We start from the raw sequence: 17,036 nt of genomic DNA, 5'->3' as shown, positions 1-17,036 counted from the left end.
CCGGATGCGCAGAATATTGGCAATGCTGCTCGAAAACGAACCCGGCGCGCTCTCGCGAGTCGTCGGTCTGTTCTCACAGCGCAACTACAACATCGAAACCCTGACCGTAGCTGCGACCGAAGACCCGACACTGTCGCGTCTTACAGTTACCACCGCAGGGTCGGACAAGGTCATCGAGCAGATCACCAAGCAGCTCAACAAGCTGATTGAAGTGGTCAAGATCGTCGACCTGACGGAAGGCGCTCACATCGAGCGTGAGCTGATGCTCATCAAGATGAAGGCGACCGGCTCGCACAGAGCCGAAATCAAGCGCGTGACCGACATCTTCCGCGGTCAGATCGTCGACGTGACCAGTACGGTCTATACCGTGCAGCTCGTCGGCGACAGCGACAAGCTCGACGCCTTTATCCAGGCCATCGGCGCGGCATCCGTCATCGAAGTCGTCCGCTCAGGCGTCTCAGGTGTCGCACGCGGTGAAAAGACACTGTCGCTCTAGCGGCGAAAAACCACTTTTGACAATCAGTACAGAGGAGTAAGACATGCAGGTTTACTACGATAAGGATTGCGATCTCTCGATCATCCAGGGCAAGAAAGTCGCCATCATCGGCTACGGCTCGCAAGGCCATGCCCACGCTAACAATCTCAAGGACTCGGGTGTCGATGTCGTGGTTGGCCTGCGCAAGAGCTCGTCTTCGTGGAAGAAGGCTGAAGATGCCGGCCTTCGCGTCAGTGAAGTCGCTGAAGCTGTCAGCGCGTCTGACATCATCATGATCCTCACCCCGGACGAGTTCCAGTCGCAGCTGTACCGTGACGAAATCGAACCGAACCTGAAGCAGGGCGGCACACTGGCCTTCGCACACGGTTTCGCGATCCACTACAACCAGGTCGTGCCACGCAAAGATCTCGACGTCATCATGATCGCGCCGAAAGCACCTGGTCACACAGTGCGTTCAGAGTTCGTTAAAGGCGGCGGTATTCCTGATCTGATCGCGATCTTCCAGGACGCCTCAGGCAACGCCAAGAACGTCGCACTCTCCTACGCCTCAGGCGTCGGCGGTGGCCGCACCGGTATTATCGAAACCACGTTCAAGGACGAGACCGAAACCGACCTGTTCGGTGAGCAGGCCGTTCTGTGTGGCGGTGCCGTCGAACTGGTCAAGGCCGGCTTCGAAACACTGACCGAAGCGGGATATGCCCCTGAGATGGCCTACTTCGAGTGTCTCCACGAGCTCAAGCTGATCGTCGACCTCATGTACGAAGGCGGTATCGCCAACATGAACTACTCGATCTCCAACAACGCCGAGTACGGCGAGTACGTCACGGGCACCGAAATCATCAATGACCAGTCTCGTGCCGCCATGAAGAATGCCCTCAAGCGCATTCAGGAAGGTGAGTATGCGAAGATGTTCATTCAGGAAGGTGCAGCAAACTATCCTTCGATGACTGCACGTCGTCGTCTGAACGCCGAGCATCCAATCGAGAAAGTTGGCGAGAAGCTGCGTGGCATGATGCCATGGATCGCGTCCAACAAGATCGTTGATAAGAGCAAGAACTAACACTAGGCTGTGTCCTGTAGCCCACCCCTCGCCTTGAGCGGGTGGGCAGTGGTTCAAGCCTCGATTAGGGACGAATAAGCCTATGTCTGCCAAAGGAACGCCAGAAGATCAGCCGATAGATCCTTCGGTGAAGAATGAAAGTGATCCTGACGAAGTTTCCGAAGTAAAATCTCGCCGCCGTGGCGTGTATCTGTTACCAAACCTCCTAACGACTGCTTCGCTATTCTCAGGCTTCTACGCCATCGTTGCCGGTATGAACGGCCACTTCGAGAATGCAGCAATCGCTATCTTTGTGTCCATGGTGCTGGATGGCCTCGACGGCCGTGTTGCCAGGATGACGAATACTCAAAGCGCCTTCGGCGCCGAATACGACAGTCTGTCTGATATGGTGGCCTTCGGTGTCGCACCTGCACTGGTTGCGTTCTCCTGGGTGCTTTCCGACCTTGGAAAACTGGGGTGGATTGCCGCCTTCATCTACGTCGCGGGCGCAGCGCTTCGCCTTGCGCGATTCAATACTCAGATTGGCTCCACCGACAAGCGTTACTTCGTGGGTTTGCCCAGTCCATCAGCCGCCGCAATCGTGGCAGGCATGGTATGGGTCTTCCACCGCAGTGAGGTGTCGCCAACGCTAACTGGGGTTGCGGCAATTGTTGTCGCCGCTGCTGGTGCTCTGATGGTGAGTAACGTGCTGTACTACAGCTTCAAGGACCTCGACTTGAAAGGGCGAGTGCCATTTGTAAACGTGCTCATCATCGTTGGGCTTTTCGCGCTCATAGCTGTCGCCCCCGCGCAGATCTTATTCCTCACTTTCCTGCTATACACACTGTCTGGGCCAGTTATTTCGCTGAAGCGCAGGATTGGGAAGTCGTAGAGTAAAACTAACGAAGATGGCCTACTTCCGTCGCACCAGCAGCTACTTCTGCTGGTGCGGCTCCTGGAGGTAGGTCTTACACTCACCAGCACCAGCACCAGCACCAGCACCAGCACCAGCACCAGCACCAGCACCAGCACCAGCACCAGCACCAGCACCAGCACGCTCGAAAGACGCCCAACCAAAGCCAACTATAGAAACTGTCGCCACGTCGCCGATACTGCGCTATAATATTGGCCGGTCAAAGTTAGTGAAATGCGCCCAAGACAAGCCTCGAAAAATAAGTTAAAAATTTTTCGATTACACTGTTGACTTGGACGCCCAGAAGCGTAGAATTGCGCTCCTCTTCAAGGCGAACACGAAACACCGGACGCCAAGAAGACCGCTCTTTAACATAGATATCAAGCAATTTGTGTGGGTGCTTACCGGTACTGTTCTGATAAGAATGGTCAAGGTAAACACTGAAGCAATTCAGTAGTTTTAAACTTGCCATTGATGAAGTTATTTAGTTTTGATGATTTAAACTGAAGAGTTTGATCATGGCTCAGATTGAACGCTGGCGGCAGGCTTAACACATGCAAGTCGAGCGGTAGCAGGCCTTCGGGTGCTGACGAGCGGCGGACGGGTGAGTAATGCATAGGAATCTGCCTGGTAGTGGGGGATAGCCCGGGGAAACCCGGATTAATACCGCATACGCCCTACGGGGGAAAGGATGGGATCTTCGGACCATCCGCTATCAGATGAGCCTATGTCGGATTAGCTAGTTGGTGGGGTAAAGGCTCACCAAGGCGACGATCCGTAACTGGTCTGAGAGGATGATCAGTCACACTGGAACTGAGACACGGTCCAGACTCCTACGGGAGGCAGCAGTGGGGAATATTGGACAATGGGGGCAACCCTGATCCAGCCATGCCGCGTGTATGAAGAAGGCCTTCGGGTTGTAAAGTACTTTCAGTGGTGAGGAAGGGTAAGTCGTTAATAGCGGCTTACATTGACGTTAGCCACAGAAGAAGCACCGGCAAACTCCGTGCCAGCAGCCGCGGTAATACGGAGGGTGCGAGCGTTAATCGGAATTACTGGGCGTAAAGCGCGCGTAGGCGGTTATACAAGCGAGATGTGAAATTCCCGGGCTTAACCTGGGGACTGCATTTCGAACTGTATGGCTAGAGTTTTGGAGAGGAGAGTAGAATTCCCAGTGTAGCGGTGAAATGCGTAGAGATTGGGAGGAATACCAGTGGCGAAGGCGGCTCTCTGGCCAAAAACTGACGCTGAGGTGCGAAAGCGTGGGGATCAAACAGGATTAGATACCCTGGTAGTCCACGCTGTAAACGATGATCACTAGCCGTTGGAAGATTTAATCTTCAAGTGGCGCAGCTAACGCGATAAGTGATCCGCCTGGGGAGTACGGCCGCAAGGTTAAAACTCAAATGAATTGACGGGGGCCCGCACAAGCGGTGGAGCATGTGGTTTAATTCGAAGCAACGCGAAGAACCTTACCTGGCCTTGACATCCTGCGAACCCTCTAGAGATGGAGGGGTGCCTTCGGGAGCGCAGAGACAGGTGCTGCATGGCTGTCGTCAGCTCGTGTTGTGAAATGTTGGGTTAAGTCCCGTAACGAGCGCAACCCTTGTCCTTATTTGCCAGCACGTAATGGTGGGAACTTTAGGGAGACTGCCGGTGACAAACCGGAGGAAGGTGGGGACGACGTCAAGTCATCATGGCCCTTACGGCCAGGGCTACACACGTGCTACAATGGGGCGTACAGAGGGATGCAAAGCCGCGAGGTGGAGCGAATCTCACAAAGCGTCTCGTAGTCCGGATTGGAGTCTGCAACTCGACTCCATGAAGTCGGAATCGCTAGTAATCGCGAATCAGAATGTCGCGGTGAATACGTTCCCGGGCCTTGTACACACCGCCCGTCACACCATGGGAGTGGATTGCACCAGAAGTAGGTAGTCTAACCTTCGGGGGGACGCTTACCACGGTGTGGTTCATGACTGGGGTGAAGTCGTAACAAGGTAGCCGTAGGGGAACCTGCGGCTGGATCACCTCCTTAAACGCACGTCAGTCAGTGCCGGTTAAGTACCCACAACAAATTGCTTGATATAGTCGTACTTCAAGAGATGGTCTGACGAGTGAAAGGCCTGGACAGTTCTGGGTCTGTAGCTCAGGTGGTTAGAGCGCACCCCTGATAAGGGTGAGGTCGGTGGTTCGAGTCCACCCAGACCCACCAGAATTCCGCAACTCTTCGTTGGCGCGCTGCTCACATAGCAGGCTATGCATCGCAGCACGCCGCCTCGATTTGTAAAATTCTGGCCCAACGTTCCTCAGTCAGTTACCTACCTGTTTGCTTTTGTGTTTCTTCGGAAGCCAAGACAAGTTAGGGGCTATAGCTCAGCTGGGAGAGCGCTTGGTTTGCATCCAAGAGGTCTGCGGTTCGATCCCGCATAGCTCCACCATTACTGCAATACTCTTGAACACTACGACAACCACTGGTTTGACCAAAGCAGCTGATGGCTTCTTTGGTCAACCCACGGGTTGATGCTCTTTAACAATTTGGACAAGCTGAAGTAAACAACGAGTGGATAATTCTGACTTTGGTCAGATGAGATTCACGCGGAGTTTTACTGTAGTTGTACTCAGACGCAATACCGGCGATAGATTGTAGCAATACAATACATCGTGTTTGTGTCAGCAGAGAATCAGCAATGACGAATGACCTGTAGCAAGGTGTTCTGTAAAGGATGCGTTTGTTTTGGGTTATATAGTCAAGTGAATAAGCGCACAGGGCGGATGCCTTGGCAACTGGAGGCGATGAAGGACGTATGAGCCTGCGATAAGGTTCGGGGAGCTGGCAAACAAGCTATGATCCGGACATTTCCGAATGGGGCAACCCACTGCTTTTGAGCAGTATCATTTCCCGTACGGGAGGTGAGGCGAACCTGGAGAACTGAAACATCTAAGTACCCAGAGGAAAAGACATCAATAGAGATTCCCCAAGTAGCGGCGAGCGAACGGGGACCAGCCGATGTTATTTGTGTTAGAAGAACGACCTGGGAAGGTCGACCAGAGAGGGTGATAGTCCCGTATTCGAAAACACTTTTGACACGCATTAAGTAGGTCGGAGCACGTGGAATTCTGACTGAAGACGGGGGGACCATCCTCCAAGGCTAAATACTCCCAGTTGACCGATAGTGAACCAGTACCGTGAGGGAAAGGCGAAAAGAACCCCGGAGAGGGGAGTGAAATAGACCCTGAAACCCTGTGCGTACAAGCAGTCGGAGCAGACTTGTTCTGTGACGGCGTACCTTTTGTATAATGGGTCAGCGACTTACGTTTGGTAGCGAGCTTAACCGAATAGGGGAGGCGTAGGGAAACCGAGTCTGAATAGGGCGAATTAGTTGCTGGACGTAGACCCGAAACCGAGTGATCTAGCCATGGGCAGGTTGAAGGTTGAGTAACATCAACTGGAGGACCGAACCGTAATCTGTTGAAAAAGATTCGGATGACCTGTGGCTGGGGGTGAAAGGCCAATCAAACTCGGAGATAGCTGGTTCTCCCCGAAAGCTATTTAGGTAGCGCCTTGGACGAATACCACCGGGGGTAGAGCACTGTTTGGGCTAGGGGGTCATCCCGACTTACCAACCCCATGCAAACTCCGAATACCGGTGAGTACTATCCAGGAGACACACGGCGGGTGCTAACGTCCGTCGTGAAAAGGGAAACAACCCAGACCGCCAGCTAAGGTCCCCAAGTACCAGTTAAGTGGGAAACGATGTGGGAAGGCTCAGACAGCTAGGAGGTTGGCTTAGAAGCAGCCATCCTTTAAAGAAAGCGTAATAGCTCACTAGTCGAGTCGGCCTGCGCGGAAGATGTAACGGGGCTAAACTGGTCACCGAAGCTGCGGATGTATCTTAGGATACGTGGTAGGGGAGCGTTCTGTAAGCCGATGAAGGTGTGTTGAGAAGCATGCTGGAGGTATCAGAAGTGCGAATGCTGACATGAGTAACGAAAAGGGGAGTGAAAAACTTCCCCGCCGGAAGACCAAGGGTTCCTGCGCAACGCTTTTCGGCGCAGGGTGAGTCGGCCTCTAAGGCGAGGGTGAAAACCGTAGTCGATGAGAAACGAGTTAATATTCTTGTACTTAATTTAACTGCGATGTGGTGACGGAGAAGGCTAGGCCAGCGCACTGTTGGATGTGCGTTTAAGGTTGTAGGCTGGAGGTTCAGGTAAATCCGGATCTCCTTAAGGCTGAGGACTGAATACGAGCCCTTTTTTGGGCGAAGTGGTTGATGCCAGGCTTCCAGGAAAAGCCACTAAGCTTCAGGTTAAATTGAACCGTACCCCAAACCGACACAGGTGGTCAGGTAGAGAATACCGAGGCGTATGAGACAACTTGGGTGAAGGAACTAGGCAAAATGGTGCCGTAACTTCGGGAGAAGGCACGCTGGTTTTGGTGAAGGACTTGCTCCGTAAGCTGAGACCAGTCGAAGATACCAGGCCCCTGCGACTGTTTATTAAAAACACAGCACTCTGCCAACACGAAAGTGGACGTATAGGGTGTGACGCCTGCCCGGTGCTGGAAGGTTAATTGATGGGGTTAGCGTAAGCGAAGCTCTTGATCGAAGCCCCAGTAAACGGCGGCCGTAACTATAACGGTCCTAAGGTAGCGAAATTCCTTGTCGGGTAAGTTCCGACCTGCACGAATGGCGTAACGATGGGGGCGCTGTCTCCACCCAAGACTCAGTGAAATTGAAATCGCAGTGAAGATGCTGTGTATCCGCGGCTAGACGGAAAGACCCCGTGAACCTTTACTATAGCTTCACAGTGAACTTTGAGCCTGCTTGTGTAGGATAGGTGGGAGGCTTTGAAGCGGTGACGCCAGTCATCGTGGAGCCATCCTTGAAATACCACCCTGGCATGTTTGAGGTTCTAACTCCGGTATAACGGTACCGAGGACACTGTGTGGTGGGTAGTTTGACTGGGGCGGTCTCCTCCTAAAGAGTAACGGAGGAGCACGAAGGTGCGTTAAGTACGGTCGGACATCGTACGGTTAGTGTAATGGCATAAACGCGCTTAACTGCGAGACGGACAGGTCGAGCAGGTACGAAAGTAGGTCATAGTGATCCGGTGGTTCTGAATGGAAGGGCCATCGCTCAACGGATAAAAGGTACTCCGGGGATAACAGGCTGATACCGCCCAAGAGTTCACATCGACGGCGGTGTTTGGCACCTCGATGTCGGCTCATCACATCCTGGGGCTGAAGCCGGTCCCAAGGGTATGGCTGTTCGCCATTTAAAGTGGTACGCGAGCTGGGTTTAGAACGTCGTGAGACAGTTCGGTCCCTATCTGCCGTGGACGTTGGAAATTTGAGAAGAGCTGCTCCTAGTACGAGAGGACCGGAGTGGACGAACCGCTGGTGTTCGGGTTGTCATGCCAATGGCATTGCCCGGTAGCTACGTTCGGACGGGATAACCGCTGAAAGCATCTAAGCGGGAAGCCCCCTTCAAGATGAGATTTCCCGAATCCTTGAGATTCATAAGGGCCCTTAGAGACTATGAGGTTGATAGGTTGGGTGTGTAAGTGCTGTGAGGCATTGAGCTAACCAATACTAATTGCCCGAATGGCTTGACTATATAACGCCAAAGCAAAGGCGGTCAGATTTTCTCTGACACAAACAGGTATTGCGACTGCGCAAGCACCTGGTACAACTACACAGCTTGTCTAATTGTTGAAGACACCAAACACCGCTCTGGTTGCGTCGATCATCGCAGCCAGGGTGTTGTCGGAAAGACTGGTACAGAACGTCCTCTGCCATGGATGGCAGAGGGAGCCTACATGGATGTATGCACGGCGATTCTGTACCGGTCATTCCGACAACAGCCTCTACGGAGGCAACCAGTTTTGCCTGATGATCATGGCGGACGTGAACCACCTGAATCCATTCCGAACTCAGTAGTGAAACCGTCCAGCGCCGATGGTAGTGTGGCACTTGCCCATGCGAGAGTAGGTCGTTGTCAGGCATCTACACCGAAAGCCCCGCTGCGAACGCAGCGGGGCTTTTTTTATGCGCTTTAATAAGCTTCAGCATTCCTTTCGGCAGTTTGGCGTTAGGGCGGTTTGACGCTGATATTGATCTTCAGTCCGTGGATATTTGGCAGAGATCACACTTGCAGTTCCGCAGTCGAGCATTCGAAAACCATCTACGCCGGTAAGCTACGCCCTCAAAACTTACGGGTAGTGGGATGTGTATCTTTCCTCCGTGGGAGATCCTGATTAAAACAACAATGTCAGGATCATGCTCATGGGAATCCTTCTCCATATCCTCCAATGGCACGCCGCTAAACTCAAAGCTGCTGCGCTCGTATTTCTCGCACTTTCAGTACTGACTGCTTGCAAGGAGCGGCCAATACAGGATGAGATCTTCTATTTCGTTATCCCTGATCGCTTCAGTAACGGCGATCCAGCCAACGACACCGGCGGCCTGGCAGCTGATAAAGAAGTCAGCGGCTTGGATCCGACTGATGCAAACTACTTCCACGGTGGTGACCTGAGAGGTCTGTACAACAAGCTCGACTATCTCAAGAACATGGGCGTCACGTCGATCTGGATGACGCCTATTTTCAAGAATCGCCCTACCCAACCAGGCAGCGCGGGCTATCACGGCTACTGGACGCTCGATTACACGACGGTTGATCCGCATCTCGGCACCAATAAGGAGCTGGCTGCGTTCATCAAGCATGCCCATCGCAAAGGCATGAAGGTGTTCTTCGACATCGTTATTAATCATACCGCCGATGTTATCGCCTACGATGAGTGCCACAACCCTGACGGGAAACTGCTCGAGGGCCTGACGACCTGTCCATACACCGACACAAGTAATCCAGCCTATACGCCCTTCGTCCCTGCGGGCCTGGAGGATGCAAAGACGCCTGACTGGCTGAATGATCCTTCTGTTTACAACAATCGCGGAGACAGTACTTTTGCAGGCGAGTCCAGCATTCTGGGCGACTTCTATGGCCTCGACGATCTCAACACGGCTGACTCGCGTGTGGTCAGTGGTATGGGTGAAATCTTCAAGTTCTGGATCAGGGAGTTCGGTATTGATGGTTTCCGCCTGGATACGGTCAAGCACGTGGATCTGAGTTTCTGGCAGCAGTGGGCGCCAGAAATCAAGGCCTATGCCGCCTCCAAAGGTATTGATGACTTCTTCATGTTCGGCGAAGTCTTTGATGGCAGTCCGCGGGTGGTATCGCGGTATACCACCACTGGCAAGCTGCAGAGTGCGCTGGATTTTGGGGCCTACTTCGCGAGCAAGGACGTATTTGCCGGAACTGCCGGTACGGAGCGTCTGGCTGAACTCTTCAGAGAAGATGACTGGTACGCTGATGCGGATAGTGATGCCAGCAGTCTCATGACCTTTACTGGCAACCATGACGTAGGTCGAATAGGCGGAGATATCCAGCGGGCATTTCCAGACGAAAGCGATGCCCAGCATCTCGCGCGCTTGCAGATGGCTTATGCCCTGAACTACTTCGGTCGCGGCGTACCAGTGGTGTACTACGGTGACGAACAGGGTTTCACCGGTGCAGGCGGTGACGGGGATGCGAGACAGGACATGTTTGCCTCGCAGGTCGCGAGCTACAACGATGACGACCTGATTGGAACCGACAGTACGACAGCCGACAATAATTTTTCCACCAAGCACCCGATGTATCGGACGCTGCGCGCCTATGCAAAGATTCTGGATCGTCACAAGCCTTTGCGTTACGGCCAGATGTTTGTCCGAAGCGCTTCGAGCGAGCCAGGTATCTTCGCCTTTTCGAGAGTATGGCAGGAGGATCCTAACGAATACCTTGTGGTGATGAATACGTCGACAGAGCCGAAGGAACTGTCTCTGGCGGGCACGAGTGACCGCTATGATCGCGTCTTCGGTTCAGACACCAGTAAAAGGCTGGAGGCAGATGCTGCGGGTGAAATAGTCGTTGAAATGCCTGCCCTGTCCGTAGCGATCTACCGAGCCAAGACTGAGGTGAGCGCAGCCGCACCTGAAATGATCACGATCAATCTGGATGAGAGCCGGAAGGTTAGCGGCCGGTTCGAGATTCCAGTCATTGCTGAATGGGCCCAGGCGCCAGTGCTGCCGATGACGGCCGTGAAGCTTCAGCTGCAGAATGCTGCGGGTGAGTTCGAGACTGTCGCCACTGATGCGGTGCCAGATCGAGTTGGTGTGGACGGTGAGTCTTTGCTGAGATACCGCGCGGTGTACTCGGCTGACGATCTGGAAGAAGGCGCGATGCTCACGTTTCGAGCGGTCGCAGAGTCGGCAAAGGGTGCCAAGCTGATCTCCGAGACTTCGACAGTCGAAGTTGGTCTCGAGCCGGGTCTGACGGTGCGCTTCCGGAAGCCTGCCGCTTGGGGTAATGAGGTCAATATTTACTATTGGAATGCTGATCCTTCACCTGCGGTTGAGTGGCCTGGTGTGCCGGCGACAGCGCTCGGTGACGGTATCTACGAGTTCCAGTTTGCCGATGGTACGGCGGCTGCAAATCTTATCTTCAATGATGGCGCCGGTAATCAGACTGCTGACTTGTTCCGTGATGCTGATGGCTGTTTCGACAGCGCTGCATGGGCCGATACCTGCGGTGATGGAGGTGGCGATGGCGGCGGTAGTGATGGCTCGTTCTCGATCTATTTCCAGAAGCCGGCAGCCTGGGCGAAAGCGCAGATCTACTACTGGAATCCGACAGGCTCTGCTGAGCCGGTGACTTGGCCTGGTGTCGAGATGACGCTGATAGGGGAAGACTGGTACAAGTTCGTCTTCCCGGCAGGTGTGACCGCTTCCAACATCATCTTTAATGATGGTGCTGGCGCCCAAACCTCTGATCTTTTCCGCGAAGGTACTGGCTGTTTCGACTTTGCCACGACGGCCTGGACCGACACCTGTGACTATCCTGCGCCCGGGCTGCGCGTTCGTTTCAAGCGACCTGCCACCTGGGGCACGGACGTCAACATCTACTGGTTCAACGCCAATGGTGAGACGCCAGCGATTGAATGGCCCGGTGTGCCCGCAATCTCGCTCGGTAATGACTGGTATGAGTATCAGTTCCCAAGCAGCGTGACGGCCAGCAATCTCATCTTCAACGATGGTCAGGGGAACCAGACCGCGGATCTGTTCCGGGATAGTGATGGCTGCTTCGGTGAGACTGGCAATGAATGGACGGATAGCTGCGATATCCCTGAGTTCAGACCGGTTGAAATCGTCGGTGCAAAGGCGCACTGGCTCGAGCCTGGCCGTCTCGCATGGCGAACTGCGTCGACAGAAGTTGCCAGCGTCAGGCTGCTTAGTTCAGAAACCGCCGCTATCACCGTGGTAGAGCAGGATGGTGCCGAGACTATAGGTGGCGAGACTCAAGCGGTGGATGTGAGCTCAGGCGGTGCACTTTCGGCTGCGACGCTCGCAAAATTCCCGCATTTGGCTGCAGCGCCTGTATTTAGCATGGACCTGTCTGACGAGCAGGCGAAAGCACTACTCAGCACACAGCTGGTAGCGGTGGCCTACGATGAAGCGGGCGCTTTCTTGGAGGCAACTCGAGTGCAGGTGCCCGGCGTCATTGATGCACTTTACACGACCGATGCTCAACTGGGTCCGGTCTTCGAGGGCGGGTTGCCAGTGGTTCGGGTGTGGGCACCTACCGCGCAAGCCTTGAAGCTGAAGCTGTATGACGCAGATAAAAATCTGCTTCAGACATTGGAAGCTGACCGGGTCGACAATGGCCTGTATACCTTCAATGGCAGCAGCGACTGGACCGATCTCTTCTACCGTTTTGAAGTAAGGGTTTATCAGCCAGCGAGTGGCGCAGTCGAAACCTATGAGGTCACCGACCCTTATTCACTCAGCCTGAGCACCGACTCGCTTTACAGTCAGCTGGTGGATATCGCCAATGACGAAAGCCTGAAGCCTGCCGGTTGGGACGGTCTCGTGAAGCAGCTGCCGGCCTTCAAAGACATCACGCTGTACGAAGGCCATGTGCGTGACTTCAGTGCAACTGACGAATCAGTGCCTGAAGCATTGAGAGGCAAGTACTTAGCGTTTACTTACAACGGTCGCAATGGCAAGCCGAAGTCTGCGGGTATGCAGCATCTGGAGAACCTCAAGGCTGCAGGTCTCACACACTTCCATGTGCTTCCAGTAAACGACATTGCGTCAGTGAAGGAGAATCCTGCCGATCGCGTTGATCTGAATGATCCTTACAGCCGACTCTGCACCAAGGTTTCTGTTGAATCCGTGCAGGCTGGATGTGCAGAGTTTGGTGACACGCCAATTGGCGAGGTCTTTGCCGATCTGGTGGCGACAGATCCAGTGACCCAGCGTCTGCAGGCCATCAACTACGATTCACGTCTGGACGGATTTCCGGGTGTGGACGGTTTCAACTGGGGCTACGACCCTTACCATTTCCTCGCACCGGAAGGCAGCTATGCAACCGATCCTGACGGCAAGACCCGCATTCGCGAGCTGCGTGAAATGGCGATGGCGCTGGACGAGATCGGTCTGAAACTGGTCGTGGATGTGGTTTATAACCACACCTATGGCTCGGGCCTTTCCGATCAGTCGGTGCTGGACAAGCTGGTACCTGGCTATTATCACAGACTTAACGCGACCTCAGGCGCTGTCGAGACTTCAACCTGCTGCGATAATACAGCTGCCGAACATGAAATGATGGCGCACCTGATGAAGCAGGCTGTGACCACCTGGGCGAAGTACTACAAGATTGACGCATTCCGTTTCGATCTCATGGGGCACCATCCGAAAACTGTCATGGAGGAGATCCAGGCCACACTGGCAGAGCTCACGCCAGCCAAGGATGGGGTTGAGGGCGACAAGGTCTACCTCTACGGTGAAGGCTGGGACTTCGGTGAGGTTGCAGGTGGACAGCGCTTCGAACAAGCAACACAGTTCAACATGGCTGGCACCGGCGTTGGTACCTTCAATGACCGCCTGAGGGACGGCGTGCGCGGCGGAAACTTCACCGATCGCGGCAGAGCTCAGGGCTTCGCCAATGGAAACGAGACCTATCCTAATGGTGTAACGCCAGGTGCGGGCGCTTTGAGCGACCAGGCCGATCGAATCAGGATTGGACTTGCTGGCAATCTGGCTGATTATCCGTTCGTGAGCAACACAGGCACAGTCACAACCGGGCTTGATTATTCGGGCGTTGGTTACACGGCTGATCCGCAGGAAAACATCGTTTACGTGGACAAGCACGACAACGAAACGCTGTGGGATAACACCCAGGCGAAGCTGCCGGACGACCTGCAGATGGATGCGCGTGTGCGTGTGCATCTGCTCAGTCAGGCTTTCGTGAACCTGGCTCAGGGCGTGCCGTTCCACCAGATGGGCACGGATCTGTTACGGTCCAAATCGATGGATCGTGACAGTTTCGATGCCGGCGATTGGTTCAACAAGGTCGACTTCACTGGCCAGTCGAACAACTGGGCTGTGGGCCTGCCCTCTGAAGACAAGAACGTCGAGCGCTGGCCGGTGATGCGGGAGATCATGAGCAATCCGAACATCGATCCCCAGCCTGTCCATATTCAGCGCGCTGCAACGCTGTTCCAGGAGCAGTTGGCGCTGCGCTACTCGAGCCCCCTGTTCCGTCTGGACAATGCAGATGACGTCATCAATCGACTTGGCTTCCTGAACACTGGCACGAGTCAGACGCCGGGTCTGATCGCCATGACCATCAGTGACGGCGAGTGTGCGGGAATAGATCTCGACCCGGCTTATGAGGGGCTGGTTGTGATGTTCAACGCCGATGACGACACCGTTACATATCGTGCAGACAGCCTGGCAGGCTTGCCACTCACCCTGCATCCGCTGCAGGTCGCGGGCAGCGACGATGTGGTGCGCATGTCGACTTTTGATGCGGCATCAGGTGACTTCACTATTCCAGGCAGAACCTATGCTGTATTCGTGTTGCCCGAGGGTGCCGAGAATGCTGGGGCCATGCCGTGCAACAGCAGCATAGATCTGATACTGGAGCCTGGCTTCACGGTGTACTTCAAGAGTCCGGCAGAATGGACTGACGCATCGGTGTACTACTTCGATACCAGTCCCACAGCTGTGTCGGTGGAGTGGCCTGGTGTCGCAATGGAATCGCTCGGCAACAACTGGTACAGCTATACCATGCCGTCGGGTGTTGATGCGGCAAACGTCATCTTCAACAACGCCGGGGCGGGCGAGCAGACCGCGGATCTTTATCGGGAAGGTGACGGCTGCTACGACTTTGCCTCGGCGGCGTGGAGCGATAACTGTGAACTGCCGGGCCTGCAGTTCCACTTCAAGAAGCCGGACGACTGGAGTGACCAGGTAAACTTCTACTGGTTCGGTGCAGCCTCACCCAGTCCCGATTGGCCAGGTGTGCCGATGACTAGCCTGGGTGATGGCTGGTTCAGGGTCCAAATGGCGGACGGCGTCAAGGAAAGCAGTATCATCTTCAATGATGCAGGGCCTTCGGGAACCGGGAATCAGACGCCGGATCTTTTCAGGAAGAAAGGTGGCTGCTATTCAGTTGCCGAAGGCTGGGCTCAGGCCTGTAGTTATCCGTAACTACAGGTTCAGCCTCTCTGTGAGTAGTTACCGTATCGATCATCGAAAAGCGCGGTAAACCAGGTAGTGAAACACCCTGGCGCAGGATGTGAAAGGCGCGGCTTGCGTATGGTCGCGCTGCATCAGGGATTGGTGCTGCCAGGCGGCCGTTGACATGTAGACGCTTTGCTCGGAAGCTACACGCCGTCATAGCTGCCTCGGTGTCCCATGAAACTGTTTCCTACTGCTTATAGTGAGCCGGGTACCAAGCCCGGTACCCTGGCCGATGTCAAGAATGGGCACTATAGCCTGCACATGATGAGTTATACCCCAGCTAGTCTGACCGAGCGTCCAGAGATCGAGCCGGCCGCCTGCTACAGCTTCATCAAGGATTCCGATATCACCTGGATTCATGTTCAGGGCGCTCCCGATAGCGCGACATTGCGCACGCTTTCGCAGGCTTTCGACATTCACGAGCTCTATCTCGAAGACATTCTGAACACAGGCCATCGAGCCAAGCTGGAAGTCAATGAGGTGCATGCGTTTGTCATCCTCAGCCTTCCCAGATTCGAGAACAAGCAGATCGTGACGGAGCAGGTTTGCCTGTTTCTTTCCGATCACACTGTCGTGTCGTTCTGTACTGGTGAGTTGGATCCTTTCCTGTTGGTGAGGGAGCGGATACGCAAGCCGACGAGCAAGCACAGGCAGAGGGGTGGAGACTATCTGGCGTATACCCTGATTGACACCATCGTCGACCATGCTTTTCCGGTCGTCGAAACACTGGCGGAAGATATTCAGGTACTGGAAGACAAGCTGCTCGAGAAGCCGGAAAAAGCCATTGTCCAGGAAATCTACTTCCTGATGCGGCAATTACTGCTGTTACGAAGACGGCTTTGGCCGCAGCGTGATATCGTCAGTCAGCTCCAGCGCGATGATAATCTGGAGCTGTTGGCCGATGACACCCGGATCTACCTTCGGGACTGTTATGACCATTGTGTGAACATCACTGAGCTGTTGGAAACCTATCATGAAATCGCCAGTGGCATGCTCGATATCTACCTGTCCAACGCGACTCACCGCCTGAACGAGGTCATGCGCGTACTGACTGTAATTTCGGTGCTATTCATACCACCGACCTTTCTTGTCGGCGTGTACGGGATGAACTTCGACCCAGGCGCGAGTTCGCTGAATATGCCGGAACTCGCCTCACCGTATGGTTATCTGTTTGTGTGGATAGCGATCGTCGGCATGATGGGCGGCATGCTGATCTATTTCCGCAAGAAGAGATGGTTCTGATGGCGGAAGAGATTCAGCTGATCTCGAACACGATGGGCGGGTTAACTGGTCGATAGCGCTCATCAAGGGAGCTGGCATTGATAAACAGCGTGCCATCTATCTCGTTCGTCCCGTAGCCTTCGTGGATGTGGCCGAAAATGTGGATCTTTGGACGCACCCGCAGAACGGCAGCCATCAGATCGGCACAACCGGTATGCTCGACCTCATTCGGCCCTCGCGGCACCTCATCGAGTACACCCATAGGCGGGCCATGAGTTATCAGCACATCGGTACTCGCCGGAATGCACTCCCACACTTCTGCCATGGGCGCGCCGCGCTCACGCATGAAGTGCCAGTCGAAGAAGGTCGGCGTCCACGGACTGCCCCAAAAGTTTAGGCCGTCAATTACCGTACCGGAGTCTTCAAGATAAGTAGCTGCCGTGATCAATTCGCGTGCGCGTGCAGGTTCGGATTCGAACAATCTGTCGTGATTACCAGCGATCAGAATCTTGTGCCGGTGGGGCTGCCGAGAAAACCACCGGTCGAGCGCCACCAGATCCTCTCCGCTGCCACGTCCAGTGCAATCCCCGGCGTGAATAAGAACATCACCATCAGGTACTGCAACAAGTTCATGGCGGCTATGTGTATCGGATACGCACACGATTTTCATAAGTGTTCTCTATATGCCTGAAGTGCTGCCCCGCGACGAATTGCAAAACAATGTCATATCTCAGCTGACTGTATT

7 protein-coding genes, 2 tRNA genes and 3 rRNA genes are annotated in these 17,036 nt (G+C 54.4%); 10 read left to right on the top strand and 2 right to left on the bottom strand.

What is annotated here, in order from left to right; translation table 11 throughout:
- The first annotated feature begins 4 nt into the window (after nt 1–4).
- The 3 genes from ilvN (at nt 5) to pssA (ending at nt 2,427) form a co-directional block, all read left to right on the top strand.
- Nucleotides 5–496, top strand: coding sequence for an acetolactate synthase small subunit (gene ilvN / locus ACH3PB_RS13955; RefSeq protein WP_344807908.1), 492 nt, complete (start codon nt 5–7; stop codon nt 494–496).
- A gap of 43 nt (nt 497–539) precedes the next feature.
- Nucleotides 540–1,556: a ketol-acid reductoisomerase gene (gene ilvC, locus ACH3PB_RS13950; protein WP_416395832.1), complete on the top strand. Its 1,017-nt coding sequence runs from the start codon at nt 540–542 to the stop codon at nt 1,554–1,556.
- Nucleotides 1,557–1,638: 82 nt separating this feature from the next.
- Nucleotides 1,639–2,427 (top strand): CDP-diacylglycerol--serine O-phosphatidyltransferase, encoded by a 789-nt coding sequence (gene pssA, locus ACH3PB_RS13945; protein WP_416395830.1) that lies wholly within the window; start codon nt 1,639–1,641, stop codon nt 2,425–2,427.
- Nucleotides 2,428–2,469: 42 nt separating this feature from the next.
- Here pssA and ACH3PB_RS13940 read toward each other — a convergent pair whose 3' ends face one another.
- Entirely contained in the window at nt 2,470–2,637 is a 168-nt protein-coding gene (locus ACH3PB_RS13940) for a hypothetical protein (RefSeq protein WP_416395829.1), read from the bottom strand.
- 311 nt (nt 2,638–2,948) lie between these two features.
- Here ACH3PB_RS13940 and ACH3PB_RS13935 point away from each other — a divergent pair.
- The 7 genes from ACH3PB_RS13935 to corA all read left to right on the top strand — a co-directional run bounded on the left by ACH3PB_RS13935 (nt 2,949) and on the right by corA (nt 16,312).
- Nucleotides 2,949–4,483 (top strand): 16S ribosomal RNA (locus ACH3PB_RS13935).
- Between the two features lie 100 nt (nt 4,484–4,583).
- A tRNA-Ile gene (locus tag ACH3PB_RS13930) sits at nt 4,584–4,660 on the top strand.
- 150 nt (nt 4,661–4,810) lie between these two features.
- Nucleotides 4,811–4,886 (top strand) — tRNA-Ala (locus tag ACH3PB_RS13925).
- A gap of 307 nt (nt 4,887–5,193) precedes the next feature.
- Nucleotides 5,194–8,063 (top strand): 23S ribosomal RNA (locus ACH3PB_RS13920).
- Nucleotides 8,064–8,334: 271 nt separating this feature from the next.
- A 5S ribosomal RNA gene (rrf, locus tag ACH3PB_RS13915) occupies nt 8,335–8,450 on the top strand.
- The 16S, 23S and 5S rRNA genes sit together here with 2 tRNA genes alongside, the layout of an rRNA operon.
- A gap of 281 nt (nt 8,451–8,731) precedes the next feature.
- Nucleotides 8,732–15,037 carry a pullulanase-type alpha-1,6-glucosidase gene (pulA, locus tag ACH3PB_RS13910; protein WP_416395827.1) on the top strand — a complete coding sequence of 2,102 codons (6,306 nt, stop codon included), beginning with the start codon at nt 8,732–8,734 and terminating at the stop codon, nt 15,035–15,037.
- A 207-nt stretch (nt 15,038–15,244) separates the two neighbouring features.
- Entirely contained in the window at nt 15,245–16,312 is a 1,068-nt protein-coding gene (gene corA, locus ACH3PB_RS13905; protein ID WP_416395825.1) for a magnesium/cobalt transporter CorA, read from the top strand.
- Between the two features lie 13 nt (nt 16,313–16,325).
- Here corA and ACH3PB_RS13900 read toward each other — a convergent pair whose 3' ends face one another.
- Entirely contained in the window at nt 16,326–16,961 is a 636-nt protein-coding gene (locus tag ACH3PB_RS13900) for a metallophosphatase domain-containing protein (RefSeq protein WP_416395823.1), read from the bottom strand.
- Nucleotides 16,962–17,036: the final 75 nt, after the last annotated feature.

The sequence above is a fragment of the Allohahella sp. A8 genome, assembly GCF_047946665.1.
Classification (GTDB): Bacteria; Pseudomonadota; Gammaproteobacteria; order Pseudomonadales; family Oleiphilaceae; genus Allohahella.
This window is presented reverse-complemented; position numbering and strand designations above follow the sequence as displayed.

Coding starts and splice junctions, on each gene's coding strand:
- pulA (WP_416395827.1), top strand. CDS start 8,732: ATGGGAATCCTTCTCCATATCCTCCAATGGCACGCCGCTAAACTCAAA.
- ilvN (WP_344807908.1), top strand. CDS start 5: ATGCGCAGAATATTGGCAATGCTGCTCGAAAACGAACCCGGCGCGCTC.
- corA (WP_416395825.1), top strand. CDS start 15,245: ATGAAACTGTTTCCTACTGCTTATAGTGAGCCGGGTACCAAGCCCGGT.
- pssA (WP_416395830.1), top strand. CDS start 1,639: ATGTCTGCCAAAGGAACGCCAGAAGATCAGCCGATAGATCCTTCGGTG.
- ilvC (WP_416395832.1), top strand. CDS start 540: ATGCAGGTTTACTACGATAAGGATTGCGATCTCTCGATCATCCAGGGC.
- ACH3PB_RS13900 (WP_416395823.1), bottom strand. CDS start 16,961: ATGAAAATCGTGTGCGTATCCGATACACATAGCCGCCATGAACTTGTT.